The sequence below is a fragment of the Roseobacter litoralis Och 149 genome (genome assembly GCF_000154785.2).
GTDB lineage: Bacteria > Pseudomonadota > Alphaproteobacteria > Rhodobacterales > Rhodobacteraceae > Roseobacter > Roseobacter litoralis.
This window is the reverse complement of sequence record NC_015730.1, coordinates 1,441,539-1,457,346: the sequence shown is the minus strand read 5'-3', so window position 1 is coordinate 1,457,346 and position 15,808 is coordinate 1,441,539. Positions and strand designations below refer to the sequence as shown.

The window sequence follows — 15,808 nt, the reverse complement described above, 5'->3', positions numbered from 1 at the left end:
CCGGCACTGCTTCTTTGCGGCAAAATGGCCCGAGGTTGCATTCAGTCTCGCAATACGTCACCGAATCCGATATTGGATAGTTTAATGCTAAACTATCTACCCCACGGGGGGTTTCGGAAAGGAAGTGTGACCGATGGCAGCGCGAAAAGCGGCAAAAAAATCCAACGTCTCAGCCGAAGAACTGACGGCCTATTACAAAGACATGCTCTTGATCCGGCGGTTCGAGGAAAAAGCTGGCCAGCTTTATGGTATGGGTCTGATCGGCGGTTTTTGCCATCTGTACATAGGTCAGGAAGCGGTTGTTGTCGGCCTTGAGGCGGCTGCCGAAGAAGGCGACAAACGCATCACCTCCTACCGGGATCACGGACATATGCTGGCCTGCGGAATGGACCCCAACGGCGTCATGGCCGAACTGACCGGACGCGAGGGCGGCTATTCCAAGGGCAAAGGCGGCTCCATGCACATGTTCTCAAAAGAGAAGCATTTCTATGGGGGACACGGGATCGTGGCGGCACAGGTGCCCTTGGGCGCCGGGCTGGCTTTTGCGGACAAATACCTCGACAACAAGCGCGTGACCTTCACCTATTTCGGCGATGGTGCGGCCAATCAGGGGCAAGTCTATGAGGCGTTCAACATGGCCGCTTTGTGGGACCTGCCCTGCGTCTTTGTGATTGAAAACAATCAATACGCTATGGGCACATCGCAACAACGCTCCACCTCTTCGGATGAGATCTACGAGCGCGGGCGTGCCTTTGGGATCCCTGGCGAAGCCGTTGACGGCATGGACGTCATCGCGGTGAAAGCCGCAGGAGATACAGCAGTTGCGCATTGCCGCTCCGGCAAGGGTCCTTACATTCTGGAAATCAAGACATACCGCTATCGCGGCCACTCCATGTCTGATCCGGCGAAATACCGGACCCGCGAAGAAGTGCAGAAAATGCGCGACGAACGCGACCCGATTGAGCAAGTCCGCTCCATGTTGCTGACAGGCAAGCACGCGACCGAAGAAGACCTGAAAGCCATCGACAAGGAAATCAAGGCCATCGTGAACGAGAGCGCTGAATTTGCCAAAACATCCCCGGAGCCCGACTTGGAAGAGCTTTGGACCGATATTTACGCCACAGAAGTTCCGCAGGAGGCTTGATAAATGGCTACTGAAATACTCATGCCCGCCCTATCGCCCACCATGGAAGAAGGCACATTGGCCAAATGGATGGTCAAAGAAGGTGACACGGTCTCCTCCGGTGACATTATGGCCGAGATTGAAACCGACAAGGCAACGATGGAATTCGAAGCCGTTGACGAGGGTATCATCGGCAAGATCCTGATCGAAGAAGGCACCGAAGGCGTGAAAGTGAACACCGCCATCGCCATTCTTGTCGAGGAAGGCGAGGACGTGCCCGAAGCTGGTGCCGGCGCGGCAGAAGCCCCGATGCCTGCGGCCCTCAAGAGCGAGGAAGGCAAGCCGCCCGCTACCGCGCCAACCGCCGCCACGCCTGCAGCACCCGAAACGGATTCAACGCCCGACTGGCCCGAAGGCACACCCCTTAAGGAGCAGACCGTGCGCGAAGCTTTGCGCGACGGCATGTCCGAGGAAATGCGCCGCGACGACACCGTGTTCCTTATCGGCGAAGAAGTCGCCGAGTATCAGGGGGCGTACAAGATCTCCCAAGGGATGCTGGATGAGTTTGGTGCCAAACGCGTAATTGACACGCCGATTACGGAACATGGGTTTGCCGGAATTGCGACTGGTGCCGCCTTTGGTGGTTTGCGTCCGATTGTGGAATTCATGACATTCAACTTCGCCATGCAAGCGATTGACCACATCATCAACTCTGCGGCCAAAACACTGTACATGTCGGGCGGCCAGATGGGCGCGCCTATGGTGTTCCGCGGACCGAATGGTGCGGCGGCCCGCGTCGGGGCGCAACACAGTCAGGATTATGCCGCATGGTACATGCAGGTGCCTGGCCTGAAGGTTGCGATGCCCTACTCCGCCTCCGATTACAAAGGTCTGATGAAAACTGCGATCCGCGATCCAAACCCGGTTATTTTCCTTGAGAATGAAATCGCATACGGGCGCACTTTTGATGTTCCCGACATCGAGGATTATACCGTACCGTTTGGTAAGGCCCGCATTTGGCGCGAAGGGTCCGATGTGACCATCGTGAGCTTCGGGATCGGTATGCAATATGCTTTGGAAGCCGCTGAAAAGCTTGCCGAAGAAGGCATTTCAGCCGAAGTTGTCGATCTGCGCACCCTGCGCCCGATGGACACCGCCAGCATCATAAAATCCGTGATGAAGACCAACCGCTGCGTCACCGTAGAGGAAGGTTGGCCGCAAGGGTCTGTGGGCAGCTATATCAGCTCTGTTATCATGCAAGAGGCGTTTGATTATCTGGATGCCCCGGTTATCAACTGCACAGGCAAGGACGTGCCCATGCCTTATGCAGCAAATCTTGAAAAACACGCGCTGGTGACCACCGATGAAGTGATCGCTGCCGTGAAACAAGTCACCTACAAATAAGGAGCGCGCAGATGCCTACCGAAATACTCATGCCCGCCCTGAGCCCAACCATGGAAGAAGGCACATTGGCCAAATGGCTGGTGAAAGAGGGCGATGTGGTTGCCTCTGGCGATATCATGGCCGAGATCGAAACCGACAAGGCAACAATGGAATTCGAAGCCGTCGACGAAGGAACGATTGGCAAAATCCTGATCGAAGAAGGCAGCGAAGGGGTGAAAGTGAACACGCCGATTGCGGTACTTCTGGAAGACGGTGAAAGCGCGGACGATATCTCTTCAGCACCGGCTGCAACACCCGCCGCTGCTGAAGCGCCTGCACCTGCGGCCGATCCGGCACCGGCTGCAACGCCTGCGCCAGCGGCACCGCAATCTTCAGATGGGTCGCGGATTTTCGCGTCTCCCTTGGCGCGTAGGATCGCAGCAAACAATGGCGTTGATCTGGCCACGGTCAATGGGTCCGGCCCACATGGACGGATCGTCAAGGCAGATGTCGAAGGTCTCAGCGCGAGTGCTGCGGCCCCTGCTAAGGCCGCGCCCGCCCCAGCGGCGGCAGCGCCCGTGGTAGCATCGGGTCCCGCCGCCGAAGCGGTGATGGCGATGTATGAAGGACGCGCCTATGAGGAGATCAGCCTGAACGGGATGCGCAAGACAATTGCCGCGCGTCTGACCGAAGCCAAACAATCGATTCCGCATTTCTATCTGCGGCGCGACATTGAACTTGATGCGCTGTTGGCGTTCCGGGGGCAGTTGAACAAACAGTTGGAAAGCCGTGGCGTGAAACTGTCGGTCAATGATTTTATCATCAAGGCCTGCGCCTTGGCCCTGCAAACCGTGCCAGACGCGAACGCAGTGTGGGCCGGGGACCGGATGCTGAAACTCACACCTTCCGACGTGGCAGTTGCCGTTGCTATCGAGGGCGGCTTGTTCACGCCGGTTCTCAAGGACGCCGAGATGAAATCACTCTCAGCACTGTCCGCAGAGATGAAAGACCTCGCGGCGCGCGCGCGGGACCGCAAGCTCGCACCTCATGAATATCAGGGCGGCAGCTTTGCAATTTCCAACCTTGGCATGTTCGGCATCGACAATTTCGATGCTGTGATCAACCCACCCCATGGCGCGATCCTCGCGGTCGGTGCTGGCGTGAAAAAACCTATCGTTGGGAAAGATGGTGAACTTGGCGTTGCAACCGTGATGTCCGTCACATTGTCAGTGGATCACAGGGTGATTGACGGTGCTTTGGGCGCGCAACTCATCACGGCAATCAAGGAGAACCTTGAGAATCCGATGACAATGTTGGCCTGATTTCCGGGCACAAAAACGATCGGAACGTACGTCTGGCACGTTCCGCGTCGTCTCACATGACTTGGCCCGCAATTATCAAAATTGCGGGCCATTTGCGTTTTTTGCTGATTGCCTACTTCAAGTGAACAGCCTGCCGGTACTGGTATTGCAGTCCTCCGAAAAGGCACCGCGTGCTCTGCGGCTCAGACCGCGTCAGGCCCCAGCATATGGTTCATTGAAACAGAAGGTTGGTCGCACCCCGCCTCACCGACGATACGCGCGGGGATTCCGGCGACCGTCTTGCACTCGGGCACTTCTTCCAGAACAACGGACCCGGCTGCAATTCGGCTGCAATTTCCGACCTTGATATTCCCAAGCACCTTTGCACCTGCCCCGATAAGAACCCCATCACCGATCTTTGGGTGACGGTCTTCTTCTTCTTTTCCCGTTCCTCCGAGGGTCACGGAATGCAGCATCGACACATTGTCACCAACCACAGCAGTTTCGCCGATAACGATAGAATGCGCATGGTCAATCATGATGCCTTTTCCAATCCGCGCGGCGGGATGGACATCGACACCAAAGATTTCGGAAACACGCATCTGCACGAAATACGCCAGATCGCGATGGCCCATTTTCCAAAGATGGTGGCCGACGCGATAGGATTGCATCGCCTGATAGCCTTTGAAATACAGGATCGGCTGCAAAAGACGGTGGCAGGCCGGGTCGCGCTCGAAAATCGCAACCAAGTCAGCGCGCGCCGCCTCAATCAGTGTCGGATCCGCAGCATATGCGTCCTCGACCATTTCTCGTACAACGACCATCGACATTTCGTTGGATGCCAGCTTCGCAGCAATGCGATAGGACAGCGCTTTTTCGATACTCTTGTGATGCAAAACGCAGGCATGCAAGAAGCCACCAATGAGAGGTTCATCCTGTGCCGCTTGACGCGCTTCCGCAGTGATCTGATTCCACACAGGATCAACAGAAGCTAATTTCGGTTTGAGTTCAGCCATAAACAGCCTCCTTTCACACCTTATCCTATAGGTTCAGGTCAAGAAGGCCAAACGCAAAGCTGTGATGAGTTCAATTCAAGATTGGAATGAACCCATCACAGCCTGAAGGACGCTTAAACGGCTAACGACAAAATGGCCGCCGGTCCCGCACCGAAAGTCGCCGAAACTTGTGATACCCTGATGTCATATGCGCCAGTCAACCCATCAGCAGCCTGCTCGGACAGCGGGTAAATCCAGATTGGTTGTTGCGTAGTCGTTTCTCTCAAGACGACATCATCCTTGACGATCTGTATCAGATAGGTCTCGGCCTCCTCACCCAAGGGCACCTCAGGCGCGTCCCACCCATCGCCATCAATACGTGTTCTGCGTATCCAGCCAAATTCTTTGGCACCGGATTGCGTCGTTTTCGCCGTCAGATGCACGGGTGCGTATGGACGAAGCCCATTGCCCGCAAAGGCTTCAGCATGATCAACGAACGAAGGATCATCCACTGCGCGTCGCGCAGGTCCAATACGATAATTCTGTGTAACAAGCCGCAGATTACGAGACAAATCAATCTGTTCGGGCAAGCCATTCAACAAGACAAACCATGATCCCTCTGGCCAAGGTCCATCTACGAGCCCATCACTGCCGAACTGTCCCCGCAACCTCTTGCGGAGTTCGTATGTATCGACATCGACCAAATTCGCTTCAGCGAATTGGAAAAGCTCCCACTTTCCGGAACTGCCATCACCAATGGCTGCAAGATTGGCGCCTGACAGCAACGCAGCTTCTTCAACTGAGCTTAATGCACCGCTCAAAAGTTTGACGCGCAGGGGCGCACCGAAGTCATATTGCCCTGATTGTGCAACCTGCATCACTGTTTCGGTTTGTCCGATGACAGAGCGTGCATCGATGACATCCAGCAATTGATAGTCACTCTCGCTTGGGGATTGATAAACGGCGACTGAGCCCGGCCACGGCTGGGCTGTGATTGCGATATGCGGTGCATGCGGGATTTCGCCCCCGGTGATCAACGGCAAGTCCAAAAATAGCGGGAACACCGGGACAGATGGCACGAACGGCTTGGGGCTTTCCACCTCATCCACAAGATCGGAGGGCGTATACACCTCCGGGTCGATGCGGACGGCTTCGGCAATTTGCAACGCGCCCTGTTCGACGCGGTCAATCCGATAGAGCGCCTGACCTTCTTGTTGCTCGCCATCCAAAGCGATAACATCGCCTGCCCCGAGCGACAGCATTGACGGCGGCAATGCAAATCTGATGGTATCCCGGGCCACGCGGGATTCAGTCAACCAACGCTCAACGACTTGCCGACCCTCGACTCTCGTGAGGGCTATCGGCACTTCGGATGTGGCCACAGCATGCGTCTTTTCGTCCGCCAGAACGGCTTCTTCAGCCAGGGCGTCGAAATTGGCATCTGCCTGCATAAAACGTAACCGGACGCGTCCTGAAACCTCGGCATCCGCCTTACGTGTCTGTTCAACAGTCGCGTCCAGATCAGTTGCCAAAGCGAGATTTTCACGCTCAAGCGTAATGGCCCCGCGTCCGTTCCGCATGCGGAATACCAAGACGCCGTCACGTTCCACCGCATCAAACGAATGGCGCAGCATCAGGGGCTGCAAAGACGCGCGGGCCTCAGATACATCACTCACGATATAGCCCCGCACCGTGCCGTAAAGTCGGGATGCATCAAAGGATGTGACGCCAGCTTTCAGGCAGATCTCCGATACCACTGACGCCAAAGAGCGCGCGGATGTACGTCCATTTATCCAATGGCCCCGCCCATAGTTTTCCGAGTCACTCCATAACTCCAGGTTGTTTGGGAAATACGGATAGGGTCGCGCGTCCCACGCCCAGACAAATGCCCGGTCCATATTGACCATTTTCAACCCATCCAAAGCTGAACTTGGATTGTTAGCTGGATCATCCCAAAAGGATACCATAGCGCGCAGATATTGGGCTTGGATCAAGTCATCGCGTGCACCATTTGAAAAATGTGGCAAACTGCTTTCGGATGATTTGGCATCAACAAATTTGTTGGGTTGATTTGTGCCCTTGTCTACGGCAGCACAGCCCAGTTCAGTGAACCAGAAGGGTTTTGACTGCGGGACCCATGCTGTTGGCGTGGCAGCGCGCACACCACCGATCCGCTCGAAATGCGTGTTTTCCCACCAGTTGCGCAGATCTTTGTAGCGAAACACCCATGGCTCGCCATGCGCGCCGTCATTGATCGGTGAGCGTACCTGCTGATCGCGATCCTCTTGGGAGGCGTAAAACCAATCATAGCCTTCGCCGCCCATGATGTTACCACGCAGGTACTCCAGATCATAAACCGTTTCGAAACCTGCATCGGAATGGCTGTCGCCATCCCGCCAATCGGATAATGGCATATAATTGTCTATGCCGATAAAATCGATATTGTCATCCGCCCAGAGCGGGTCCAGATGGAAAAAGCGATCGTTTGATCCATCTTGCGGCTGATACCCGAAATACTCGCTCCAATCAGACGCGTAGCTGATTTTTGTCTCAGCGCCCAGTATCTGGCGTACCTGTGCCGCAAGAGTACGAAAACGCTCGACCGCGACAAAACGGTTATTTTCGCCGCGAATTTGCGTCAGCCCGCGCATTTCGGACCCGATGCAAAAGGCTTCCACACCGCCCGCAGCCTTGCACAGGGCGGCGTAGTGCAACACAAACCTGTTCAATCCCCATTCGTTTGGTCCCGAATAAATAACTGAATTGCCGGAAACAGCGAAATCCGACGCTCTGGCTGCGCCAAAGAAAGCTGCGACTTCACTTTCGGCAACGGCTGTTTTGTCCGGGGAGCCAGTAACGCCGGGCGCTGCCGATAGTGTGATCCGACCGCGCCAGGGCAAACGTGGCTGAAAAGTCGCTGGATCATAAGGATTGCTCAGCGTGTTATCCGCCAGCTGATCCATCAGAATAAAGGGGTAAAACATGACCTCTTTACCGGTGTTATGAGCGGCCCGAATGGCCTGAATGACGGATAGATCGGTTGGCGTACCGCCATAAATGGGGCGGCCGTCCTGCAGCGCCATTTCATCCGCTGTTCTGCGGTTCAGGCCCGAAACGGACCACGGCATATTTTCACCTTCGTATGCCTTCTTCTCGACCTTAGGCTTCACCTCGCAGCTTCCACAGCGAAGGTCATTGCCAAACCAAGACACAACAAGAGATGTCGCTTCGCAATTTGGCAGTTCTTCACCCAAGGTCTCCAACGAAACCAAGAAATCGGTTTTATCGGTAGGAGAATTAACGTTGGCACTCCAACGGCTTCCCGGACCACTGGAATAGTACACCGGTCTTGTGGCGAGGGAATACTCTCCCGTGCCCGGAATAATCGCGACCGACCGGATGCCGTAGGTGGGAGCAAATTCTGCATCTTGCTCATCCACTTGTTCAGGGCGAGAGATTTCGAATGAAAACTGAGGAACACGATTGCCAAAGCGTTCCAGACCAAGGTTTTCAAAAACGACATATGCCGTGCCCCGATAGGCCGGAACATTGCCCGCGCCTTCAACCGCCTCCATCACAGGATCGGGCAATTGATCTTTGTGGCCTTTATACAAGCGTATATTCAGGTCATCCGCGGCCACTTCTTCTCCATCGGCCCAAACTCGCCCGATCCTGGTGATCTCGCCTTCGCAAATTGCGACCGCGAGGTTCACTGAATAATTGTAGCTGCGTGTCTTGGTCTTCGGCTGGCTGGGGGAGCCTTTGCCCCCCCCTCCACCGCTGCTGGTCACACTAACGTTCTCGATAAAATCAGAAGCCCAGATAATCTGTCCGCCCAATCGCATCCGGCCATAGACCTGCGACACCGGCTCTCCCTCACCAGCGCTGGACAAACGAAACCGGTCAACTCGGCCCGTTTCAATCACTTCAGAGCCTGCACCCATGACGCTCTGGTCGATGACCTGACCGACTGTCGCGCCAACGGCGCGACCAATTACAGCGGTTGAGAGCCCGGCCACACTGCCACCCAAAGCGCCTCCGGCTGCGGCCCCAGCTGCGGATAAAACAATCGTAGCCATTATCTGAACTCCTCAGGAAAAGTAAATCGTGCAACAATTCGGCGCTGCCATGGCGCGCTCAGCGGGCTTTCAACAACGCCATACTTGGAATAAGCGTGCACAAAACTGGCGTTATCTCCGATGGTTGCCGCGATACCCAAATGCTTGGCCACCGCACCTGTCCGCATGCGAAACAGTAAAACATCCCCTACATCTTCCTGCGTGACAGCTTTCGGCACCAAGTGCCTGATTGCTGCCTCCCATAGACGCTCTTCGCCCTGTGGTTCCGACCAGTCATAGGAATAGGCGGGCGCGGTCTCTGGTTCGTCCCCATAAAGACTTCGCCAAATGCCCCGCAATAATCCCAGGCAATCTGCTCCTGCATGAAATGCCGACGCCTGGTGTACATAGGGCGTGCCAATCCATCGACGCGCTTCAAGCACAATTGCTTTTCTGTTCAAGGTCATCTCAAGCTGCCACCCCGGTTAGCGCCGGTCTTTTTCGGCACAGCCATCAGCCAGTCATCACCGGGCAAGTCAGGGAAACCCCGGAAATTCGCAAGATTGCTGAACTTCAAACGGCACGTCTCGCTGCGCTTGTCGCATCCCGCGCTAATCCTGACGCTCGCGCCTGGTGTGATCGGTGCGCGTATGGGTTCCCACAGTTCGATTGTGCGGCTGTTACCATCAAGGCGATCATGCTTGATCATACCCCACAAACCAGCGGCAGGGCCGTCCAGAACCTCGAAACGCCCGCGTGTAAACCAGTTCGCCTCAAAGCCATTGAATCCGTTCCACTGGAATATACGAGAACGATCAACTGCCTCAATCGCCAGATCAATCGTGTAACCGGGCGCGGATACGTCAAATTGGCAGTCCCGGTCCCCCAAAACAGATGTGCAGGGCTTTTGAAAAACCCGGCCCAAGGGTCTGTTCAAGGCTTCAGTCAACCCTCTGAGCTCAGCCTGGAAACCGCCATCGGTCCGACGCAACTCCCCAATAGAACCCCGAAACTGCAACCAGCGTTGATCAACATCCGTCCAGTTTACCAACCATGCGCGCACCTCAGCCCCGTCGAACCGACCCTGTTCTATCTCATCTTCGCGGATAGACAGATCGTTCAAAGCACCAATGGCTTCTGTATTGTCAACGGAAAGACCTGTGCTCTGTGAAAGCGCCAAGGCGCTCAACCCAGTATCCGCACGGAAGGTGATACCCTCGAAAGCCAAATCCCGGCCATGATCTGTGAAGCCCAGAATGACACCGTCGGTGCGCTCTATCGCCCAAGCATGAGACAGGGTCGTCAGACCCGTTGCCAAATGCGTCTTCAAATTTTCATTCATACCAGTCATGACAAACGCACCTCAATAATCGGTACGGTCGGAATTTCGCCGGCTTGAAAACTCGCGACACTCGTCTGAATACTGTTGGTATCAAAGCGCACCGGTACGTCAAACTCAAACCCAGCCGTTACGGATGCGCCAAACTGCGGTGGCACGGTGAAACGAATAATGCCTGTCGCTGCATCTACGACATAATCGACAGCTTCCTGCATCTCGACCGATCCAACCGCTACTTTAAGGGTTGCGATGACCGGCTTTGAGATCGGCCTGACGTAGGTATGGATACCGGACTGATAGGTTTTGGTGATCTGATAATCGACCTGAATACCGTCTCCTTCACCGAGGTTCTGATCAAACGCCGTAATATCCAGAGACGGCTTACACGACCGATAATCAGACCAGTCTTTCCACCTGAAGGCGTAAAGCTGTCCGAAACGGGCCTCGAAAAACGCAATCATCACATCTACATCGTCAAGCGAGCGTATGCCGACCCCGGCATCGTAGCGGCGTCGAGAATGTGCCCAGGGCGCATTGCGCTCCTCAAAGCCATTTGAAATAGCGACGACGTCCGTGCGCCGTTCCGGACCGCCAACTGAGCCAAAGCTCAGCTTTGCGGGAAATCTGACATCATGAAATTTCATTTATAGGTCCCTTCGATTTACCGATTACGTTGACCGCGCCCCAAGGCGCGCGCCATCTGTGCCGCGATTTGACCCTGAGATCTTTGGAAGTTCTGAACATCTGGCGTATTGATGTTCATGACGATTGTTTGCCCGCCACCACCGCCTGCGCCGCGCACGCCAAGTTTGCCATCAGGACCTCGCGCAAGAGGCATGATCGCTTCCGGCCCCGCCTCGCCCATGATGCCCATCCCACCACGCATTCCAAAAGGAGTCGTACTACTGACGATTCCGCCATTTGCGAACGGCATGACGCGCCCTTGGCTGAACGGCGCGCCGTTGGCAAAGGGCAAAACGCTTTGAACCAGACCGCCAACGCCTTGCGCCAAAGCACTGCCCAGCCCGTTAGTGACCGGTTTAATCGCGGCATTGTAAGCCGTTTGAACCATACTGTCGCGAACGGACTTGAGAGCGTCTGACAGTTTTACGCCATCAAGAATGACACCATCAAAAGCACCGCGCAGGCCTCGGCTGATACCGCGTTCAACTGTTGCGATACCTTTGCTCGTGGCATCCAGAGAGTTTTGCATCCGGCGCAACTCTCCATCGAAACCCGTGACCAAGGTGCTTGTTTGCCCTAATGTGTCGTTGAGGCCCTCTGCGCCTGTCTCCAGGTCTTCAAAGCTACTTTCATCTGTCATCTTGCCCATCCTCTATGTCTTATCAGGGAAGGCATCCATCAACGCCTCCAGCCCTTCACTCAAAAGCGGCCCGGACTTTCCCGCATCGCCCAACAGCAATCGAAACTCTGCTGGCGTAAGCGACCAGAAAACATCCGGTTGAAGCCCCAAATTTTGTATGCCCGCACGCATTAATACGGGCCATTCGATCTGGCTCACGTCTCTGGCACCACAAAGGCGCGCGCCAGTAACTCCGCGGCCGCTTTCGCGGCGGCCATCGGGCCACCCGATATGTCAGCATGCAACAACGCGCCCTCCGGCAGGTCACAACCGCCCCCCTTCAGCCCGGCTTCCAGCAATGCCAGAACGTCCCGACTGGAAAACGTCTGACCCTCAAAGCGTTCGACAAGGGAAACAATGGATGGTTCGTTTAACCCGGCTTCCAGCTCCGCAAGTGCACCCAAAGTAAGCCGCATCACATGCGTCTCCCCGTTGATGACCAAAGGAACCTCGCCCCTCCAAGGATTAGCCATCTTAAATCGCCGTAAAGGTGAGGCTGCCCGCACTGGCCAGCGACAACTCATATGTCGCTTCACCATTATGGCTCCCGCCATATTCGATCGCTGTCACTTGAAACGGACCTTCAACAATCCCAAAATCCGGGATCACAACCTGAAAGCTTGGCGCCTCACCATCGAAAAAGAGCTGACGCGCACGCTCATCAGTTGCTGCATCGCGAAACACGCCTGAGCCGCTGATCGATACTGATTTTACGCCGGCCCCTGACAGCAGTTCGCGCCATCCGCCCTGACTTTCAAGGCTGGTCACATCGATGGTTTCCGCGTTGAAACTGACACGCGTGGCTCGCAGACCTGCAAGTGTCGTGAACTGGCCGTCGGCCGCCATATCGACCTTGATCAAAAGGTCTTTTCCGTTCTGAGCACCCATGGGTAATCTCCTGTAAAAGTGTAAAGAGTTATTCGTCTTCGACGCGCGCTCTGAAGCGCAGCTGGATCTCGCGCGCAGAACGCGAGTCAATCCGTCTTGCATCGGCCCGCTCAAAGCGCAGATATATCAATCGCCCACGGCTCAACGTGAGGTCTGCATCATGCAGTACGTCAGAAATCGCCGCGGCCACTGTCTTAGCACTTGCGAAACCGGGTTGTGATGTCACCACCGCAATTTGTAGCGTGTGAAGCGCCCCATGCCCTGTCTGATCCGAGGCATCGCGCACGCGCTCAACCCCAAGGCTGACATAGGTTGCGGGCAAAACACCTGTGGGAAGCGCATCGTAAACCGCACCACCAACCAACGCATTCAGGTTGGTGTCACTTATCAGGGCATCATAGATCGCCGCTTGCAAAGAACCGGACACTGCGTAACTCATATCGCTGTTTCCTCTGTTGCAAAGCAGGTCAGATGGCGGCCATCGTCATCAGCCTCTGCCACCGCCTGAATGAGAAAGATGCGATCCCCATCCCGAAACCGTTGTTCCGGCTTTGGCCGTTGGGGCGTATTTAATGGTGCGCCGCGGACAATGATGCGGTAGCTCACCGCCGATATGGGCGCCCCCATTTGGGCAGCTTCACGTCCCGTTCGGGCCGTAACTTGCGCCCAAAGAGACCCCAATGGCTGCCATATGGTTGTAAAACCACCGGCATTGTCGCTTTGGCGAATGGGGGTCTCTAAAAGCAAACGTCGGTTCAGGCGCGGTGTGCTCATCTCAAACCACCCAGGCGCATGACCTTGTAACGCTCAATCAAACTTGTCACACCAAATGGCATGCAGCCACCACTCAGGCTGGTCTCATTGCGGTATTCGTAATAATGGGCCGCCAGCAAAAAGACAGCTTGGCGTAAATCCGCAGGAACATCCGCCCAAACCGCACCGAAACCCGCGTCAAATCCAATGACGGCAGAACCACCTGTCGGGATCAACGGCAAGCTTGCTCCAGTCGCACGCAGTCGTGGGCGTTGACTGTCGCGTTCGAGCCAATAACTCGTAACCGGCACTTCGGTTTGCGCACCGCTGCGCTCCATCACTGCAACCCGCGTGATCTGTATCACCGGCGCAACTGGCAGGCCCTGTGAATCGCGGTCACGCCAAAAACCGAGCGTCCAGGAAAAGCTTCGTGTCATCAAAACCTTGCCCGTGCGCGCTTCTATTGCTGAAACTGCCGCTCTCAAAAAACCCAAAAGGACTTCATCTTGCGCCGTTTCCAGACCGAAGCCGGTGCCCAGTCGGAGGTGTGCTTTGAAGTCTTCGACCGGGAGTGCCGTGTCTGGCACCATCGTCTCTTCGATCAACATCATGGAAAGTCTCCAAAATTCGTCCCCTCGTTGTCAATTACCGGGGCGCGCCACACTATGTTGCTCGGTCGGAGGGGAGCAGCTAGACAACACAGAAGGCACAGGCGCGCACCCGGCCCGGCACGCGAAGCCAATAGGCCCGCTGCCGGTTTCGCAGCCTCTTAAGAGACGGCGAATTTCAGGGTTTTGATCGCGGCAAAGTCGCTTACATCACCGCCAACACGTTTGGTCGCATAGAACAGAACATGCGGCTTGGCGCTGAAAGGATCCCGCAAGACGCGCAGATCGGGACGCTCGGCAATTGTATACCCCGCAGAGAAATCACCAAAGGCGATTGCTTCTGCACCAGCGTCAGGATCCGGCATGTCTTCTGCAATCAAAACGGGATATCCCATTAAACGCGCAGGTTCTGCTGCTGCCAGTCCATCTGACCACAAAAAGCGGCCGTCAGCGTCTTTGAGCTTGCGGATCAAACCGGCAGTTTTGGAATTCATCACGAATGTCGCGTTGGCGCGATATTGAGCACCCAGCGCATAAACCACATCAACAATCGAATCCGGGGTCGCATCCCCCGCAACACCGGTTGGAACGTAACCGATATTACCCCATGTCCAGATGTCGTTATCCACCGACGCATGATCGAGAATGCCGCGTGGTTTGTCGATGCCATCGCCGGAGATGAATGACGCAGCTTCGGCACGTGCAAATTTATCCGCGATGCGCGTGGCCAACCAACCTTCGATGTCAAAGGCACTGTCGTCCAAAAGGCGTTGGGACGCTTTCGGCAAGGCGCTCAGCTCATGCAGGGGAATGGTGATCCGATCAATCTGCGGCGTGTCTGTCTCAGTCACATTGTTGGTTTCAGTGGCCCAACCGGCGCCAAGATCAGTGTGATCAACCAAGACATCATAAGATGTCGCTTCAACGTTGACGACGGATGCGATTGCGCGAACGGATGCGGCAGAGGTCAGAACCGATTTTACCGTTTCGGACGTTTGCGGGTCCACAAGATAACCACCGTCGGAATTCACGGATGTGGAAAGGGATTTCACATCTATTTCGAGCCCTCGCAGCCCATCGTCATCGCCAGAGCGAAGATAAGCGTTAAAGGCTTTTTGGTGAGGCGCACCGGCATCTGCCGCGCCGCCCAGAGGTGTACGTTGAAGGGTATTTGATTTACGGTCCAGCATGGTCAGTCGCTCTTCTGTTTGTTGAAGTTTTTGTTTCATTTCGGTTTGGAACTCTTTGAAGTCACTCACAAAGCCTGTAACAGCCTGTTTGACATCCTCAGCGGGGGACAAACCTATCCCGCCCGCCGCTTTTGCTTCGGTCTTGCGCATGGCAATTTCCTTAAGTTGTAGTGTTCAGGTCAGACGTTCACGCCTGACCGCAACGACAGGTGCGCATCAGCGGCGCGCCAGATCAGCGCGCGCACCCTCAAAGGCGGCCGCCATGTCACGCAAAGAACGATCCAGATCCGTCTCTTCTGATTTGGCCGTAATTCGCGCGCTGGGTAACATTGGAAAAGTCACAAGCGAGACCTCCCAAAGTTCCAGTTCGGTCAAGAGCCGCTGGCCCTTGGAATTCTTGGTGGCTTTGCGGGTGCGGTATCCAATCGACAATCCGTCAATCGCGCCAGCTTCAATCAGCGCCATGGCTTCACGCCCCTTGGCCACACTGTCCAGCAAACGACCCTTTACCCAAAGGCCTTTTCCATCTTCTTGGACTTCATCCCATGTGCCAATTGGTTGTGTGGGGTCGTGCTGCCACAGCATTTTGACCCGCCCACCCTTTGCCCCAAGCGCGGCGAGAGACGCTGCATATGCGCCAGCCTCAACCACGTCGTTACCCTGATCTACCGCGCCAAAAAGGCTGGCATAGCCGGCAATGACACTGCCGTCCTGGACCTCTAGCCCCTCTCCAAAACGTGCGAACTTTCGTTCAAGCCCGGTCTCTGTATCCATGGAAACTCTCCTAAAATTATTCTGCGCGGGTAC

The 15,808-nt window shown here is 55.5% G+C and carries 17 protein-coding genes; 3 read left to right on the top strand and 14 right to left on the bottom strand.

What is annotated here, in order from left to right; translation table 11 throughout:
- Nucleotides 1-133 precede the first annotated feature (133 nt).
- From pdhA to RLO149_RS06850, 3 genes are read left to right on the top strand one after another with little or no spacing between them, the layout of a single operon-like run.
- Complete coding sequence (gene pdhA / locus RLO149_RS06860) at nucleotides 134-1,144, top strand: pyruvate dehydrogenase (acetyl-transferring) E1 component subunit alpha (protein WP_013961354.1); 1,011 nt, start codon at nucleotides 134-136, stop codon at nucleotides 1,142-1,144.
- A 3-nt stretch (nucleotides 1,145-1,147) separates the two neighbouring features.
- Entirely contained in the window at nucleotides 1,148-2,527 is a 1,380-nt protein-coding gene (locus RLO149_RS06855; protein ID WP_013961353.1) for a pyruvate dehydrogenase complex E1 component subunit beta, read from the top strand.
- Between the two features lie 11 nt (nucleotides 2,528-2,538).
- Nucleotides 2,539-3,828: a pyruvate dehydrogenase complex dihydrolipoamide acetyltransferase gene (locus tag RLO149_RS06850; protein ID WP_013961352.1), complete on the top strand. Its 1,290-nt coding sequence runs from the start codon at nucleotides 2,539-2,541 to the stop codon at nucleotides 3,826-3,828.
- Nucleotides 3,829-4,010: 182 nt separating this feature from the next.
- On the opposite strand, the gene cysE is transcribed toward RLO149_RS06850, so the two are convergent.
- The 14 genes from cysE to RLO149_RS06785 all read right to left on the bottom strand — a co-directional run bounded on the left by cysE (nucleotide 4,011) and on the right by RLO149_RS06785 (nucleotide 15,775).
- Nucleotides 4,011-4,823 (bottom strand): serine O-acetyltransferase, encoded by an 813-nt coding sequence (gene cysE / locus RLO149_RS06845; RefSeq protein ID WP_013961351.1) that lies wholly within the window; start codon nucleotides 4,821-4,823, stop codon nucleotides 4,011-4,013.
- A gap of 113 nt (nucleotides 4,824-4,936) precedes the next feature.
- Entirely contained in the window at nucleotides 4,937-8,881 is a 3,945-nt protein-coding gene (locus tag RLO149_RS06840; protein ID WP_013961350.1) for a baseplate multidomain protein megatron, read from the bottom strand.
- Nucleotides 8,881-9,327 carry a C40 family peptidase gene (locus RLO149_RS06835; protein WP_013961349.1) on the bottom strand — a complete coding sequence of 149 codons (447 nt, stop codon included), beginning with the start codon at nucleotides 9,325-9,327 and terminating at the stop codon, nucleotides 8,881-8,883. Before RLO149_RS06835 ends, RLO149_RS06840 begins: the two co-directional genes overlap by 1 nt.
- A complete protein-coding gene (locus RLO149_RS06830; RefSeq protein WP_013961348.1) occupies nucleotides 9,324-10,211 on the bottom strand; it encodes a DUF2163 domain-containing protein in 888 nt (295 codons plus the stop codon). The genes RLO149_RS06835 and RLO149_RS06830 overlap by 4 nt, the downstream gene beginning before the upstream one ends.
- Nucleotides 10,208-10,843, bottom strand: a complete 636-nt coding sequence (locus RLO149_RS06825; RefSeq protein ID WP_013961347.1) for a DUF2460 domain-containing protein — start codon at nucleotides 10,841-10,843, stop codon at nucleotides 10,208-10,210. The genes RLO149_RS06830 and RLO149_RS06825 overlap by 4 nt, the downstream gene beginning before the upstream one ends.
- Before the next feature lie 17 nt (nucleotides 10,844-10,860).
- Entirely contained in the window at nucleotides 10,861-11,523 is a 663-nt protein-coding gene (locus RLO149_RS06820; RefSeq protein WP_013961346.1) for a phage tail tape measure protein, read from the bottom strand.
- A gap of 12 nt (nucleotides 11,524-11,535) precedes the next feature.
- The gene (locus tag RLO149_RS23095) at nucleotides 11,536-11,721 is read right to left on the bottom strand and encodes a rcc01693 family protein (protein WP_148264319.1); all 186 of its coding nucleotides are present in this window, start codon (nucleotides 11,719-11,721) and stop codon (nucleotides 11,536-11,538) included.
- Nucleotides 11,718-12,035 (bottom strand): gene transfer agent family protein, encoded by a 318-nt coding sequence (locus RLO149_RS06815; RefSeq protein WP_013961344.1) that lies wholly within the window; start codon nucleotides 12,033-12,035, stop codon nucleotides 11,718-11,720. The genes RLO149_RS23095 and RLO149_RS06815 overlap by 4 nt, the downstream gene beginning before the upstream one ends.
- Nucleotide 12,036: 1 nt before the next feature.
- A complete protein-coding gene (locus RLO149_RS06810) occupies nucleotides 12,037-12,450 on the bottom strand; it encodes a phage major tail protein, TP901-1 family (RefSeq protein WP_013961343.1) in 414 nt (137 codons plus the stop codon).
- 28 nt (nucleotides 12,451-12,478) lie between these two features.
- Nucleotides 12,479-12,889, bottom strand: a complete 411-nt coding sequence (locus tag RLO149_RS06805) for a DUF3168 domain-containing protein (protein ID WP_013961342.1) — start codon at nucleotides 12,887-12,889, stop codon at nucleotides 12,479-12,481.
- Complete coding sequence (locus RLO149_RS06800; protein WP_013961341.1) at nucleotides 12,886-13,224, bottom strand: phage head closure protein; 339 nt, start codon at nucleotides 13,222-13,224, stop codon at nucleotides 12,886-12,888. The genes RLO149_RS06805 and RLO149_RS06800 overlap by 4 nt, the downstream gene beginning before the upstream one ends.
- On the bottom strand, nucleotides 13,221-13,814 hold the full coding sequence (locus RLO149_RS06795; protein ID WP_013961340.1) for a head-tail connector protein: 594 nt from the start codon (nucleotides 13,812-13,814) through the stop codon (nucleotides 13,221-13,223). The genes RLO149_RS06800 and RLO149_RS06795 overlap by 4 nt, the downstream gene beginning before the upstream one ends.
- Nucleotides 13,815-13,972: 158 nt before the next feature.
- Nucleotides 13,973-15,151 (bottom strand): phage major capsid protein, encoded by a 1,179-nt coding sequence (locus tag RLO149_RS06790; protein WP_013961339.1) that lies wholly within the window; start codon nucleotides 15,149-15,151, stop codon nucleotides 13,973-13,975.
- Between the two features lie 66 nt (nucleotides 15,152-15,217).
- Nucleotides 15,218-15,775 (bottom strand): HK97 family phage prohead protease, encoded by a 558-nt coding sequence (locus RLO149_RS06785; RefSeq protein ID WP_013961338.1) that lies wholly within the window; start codon nucleotides 15,773-15,775, stop codon nucleotides 15,218-15,220.
- Between the last annotated feature and the right edge of the window lie 33 nt (nucleotides 15,776-15,808).

Excerpts from the sequence above, each read along its gene's own strand:
- pdhA (WP_013961354.1), top strand. The coding sequence starts at position 134 with ATGGCAGCGCGAAAAGCGGCAAAAAAATCCAACGTCTCAGCCGAAGAA.
- RLO149_RS06855 (WP_013961353.1), top strand. The coding sequence starts at position 1,148 with ATGGCTACTGAAATACTCATGCCCGCCCTATCGCCCACCATGGAAGAA.
- RLO149_RS06850 (WP_013961352.1), top strand. The coding sequence starts at position 2,539 with ATGCCTACCGAAATACTCATGCCCGCCCTGAGCCCAACCATGGAAGAA.
- cysE (WP_013961351.1), bottom strand. The coding sequence starts at position 4,823 with ATGGCTGAACTCAAACCGAAATTAGCTTCTGTTGATCCTGTGTGGAAT.
- RLO149_RS06840 (WP_013961350.1), bottom strand. The coding sequence starts at position 8,881 with ATGGCTACGATTGTTTTATCCGCAGCTGGGGCCGCAGCCGGAGGCGCT.
- RLO149_RS06835 (WP_013961349.1), bottom strand. The coding sequence starts at position 9,327 with ATGACCTTGAACAGAAAAGCAATTGTGCTTGAAGCGCGTCGATGGATT.
- RLO149_RS06830 (WP_013961348.1), bottom strand. The coding sequence starts at position 10,211 with ATGACTGGTATGAATGAAAATTTGAAGACGCATTTGGCAACGGGTCTG.
- RLO149_RS06825 (WP_013961347.1), bottom strand. The coding sequence starts at position 10,843 with ATGAAATTTCATGATGTCAGATTTCCCGCAAAGCTGAGCTTTGGCTCA.
- RLO149_RS06820 (WP_013961346.1), bottom strand. The coding sequence starts at position 11,523 with ATGACAGATGAAAGTAGCTTTGAAGACCTGGAGACAGGCGCAGAGGGC.
- RLO149_RS06815 (WP_013961344.1), bottom strand. The coding sequence starts at position 12,035 with ATGGCTAATCCTTGGAGGGGCGAGGTTCCTTTGGTCATCAACGGGGAG.
- RLO149_RS06810 (WP_013961343.1), bottom strand. The coding sequence starts at position 12,450 with ATGGGTGCTCAGAACGGAAAAGACCTTTTGATCAAGGTCGATATGGCG.
- RLO149_RS06805 (WP_013961342.1), bottom strand. The coding sequence starts at position 12,889 with ATGAGTTACGCAGTGTCCGGTTCTTTGCAAGCGGCGATCTATGATGCC.
- RLO149_RS06800 (WP_013961341.1), bottom strand. The coding sequence starts at position 13,224 with ATGAGCACACCGCGCCTGAACCGACGTTTGCTTTTAGAGACCCCCATT.
- RLO149_RS06795 (WP_013961340.1), bottom strand. The coding sequence starts at position 13,814 with ATGATGTTGATCGAAGAGACGATGGTGCCAGACACGGCACTCCCGGTC.
- RLO149_RS06790 (WP_013961339.1), bottom strand. The coding sequence starts at position 15,151 with ATGCGCAAGACCGAAGCAAAAGCGGCGGGCGGGATAGGTTTGTCCCCC.
- RLO149_RS06785 (WP_013961338.1), bottom strand. The coding sequence starts at position 15,775 with ATGGATACAGAGACCGGGCTTGAACGAAAGTTCGCACGTTTTGGAGAG.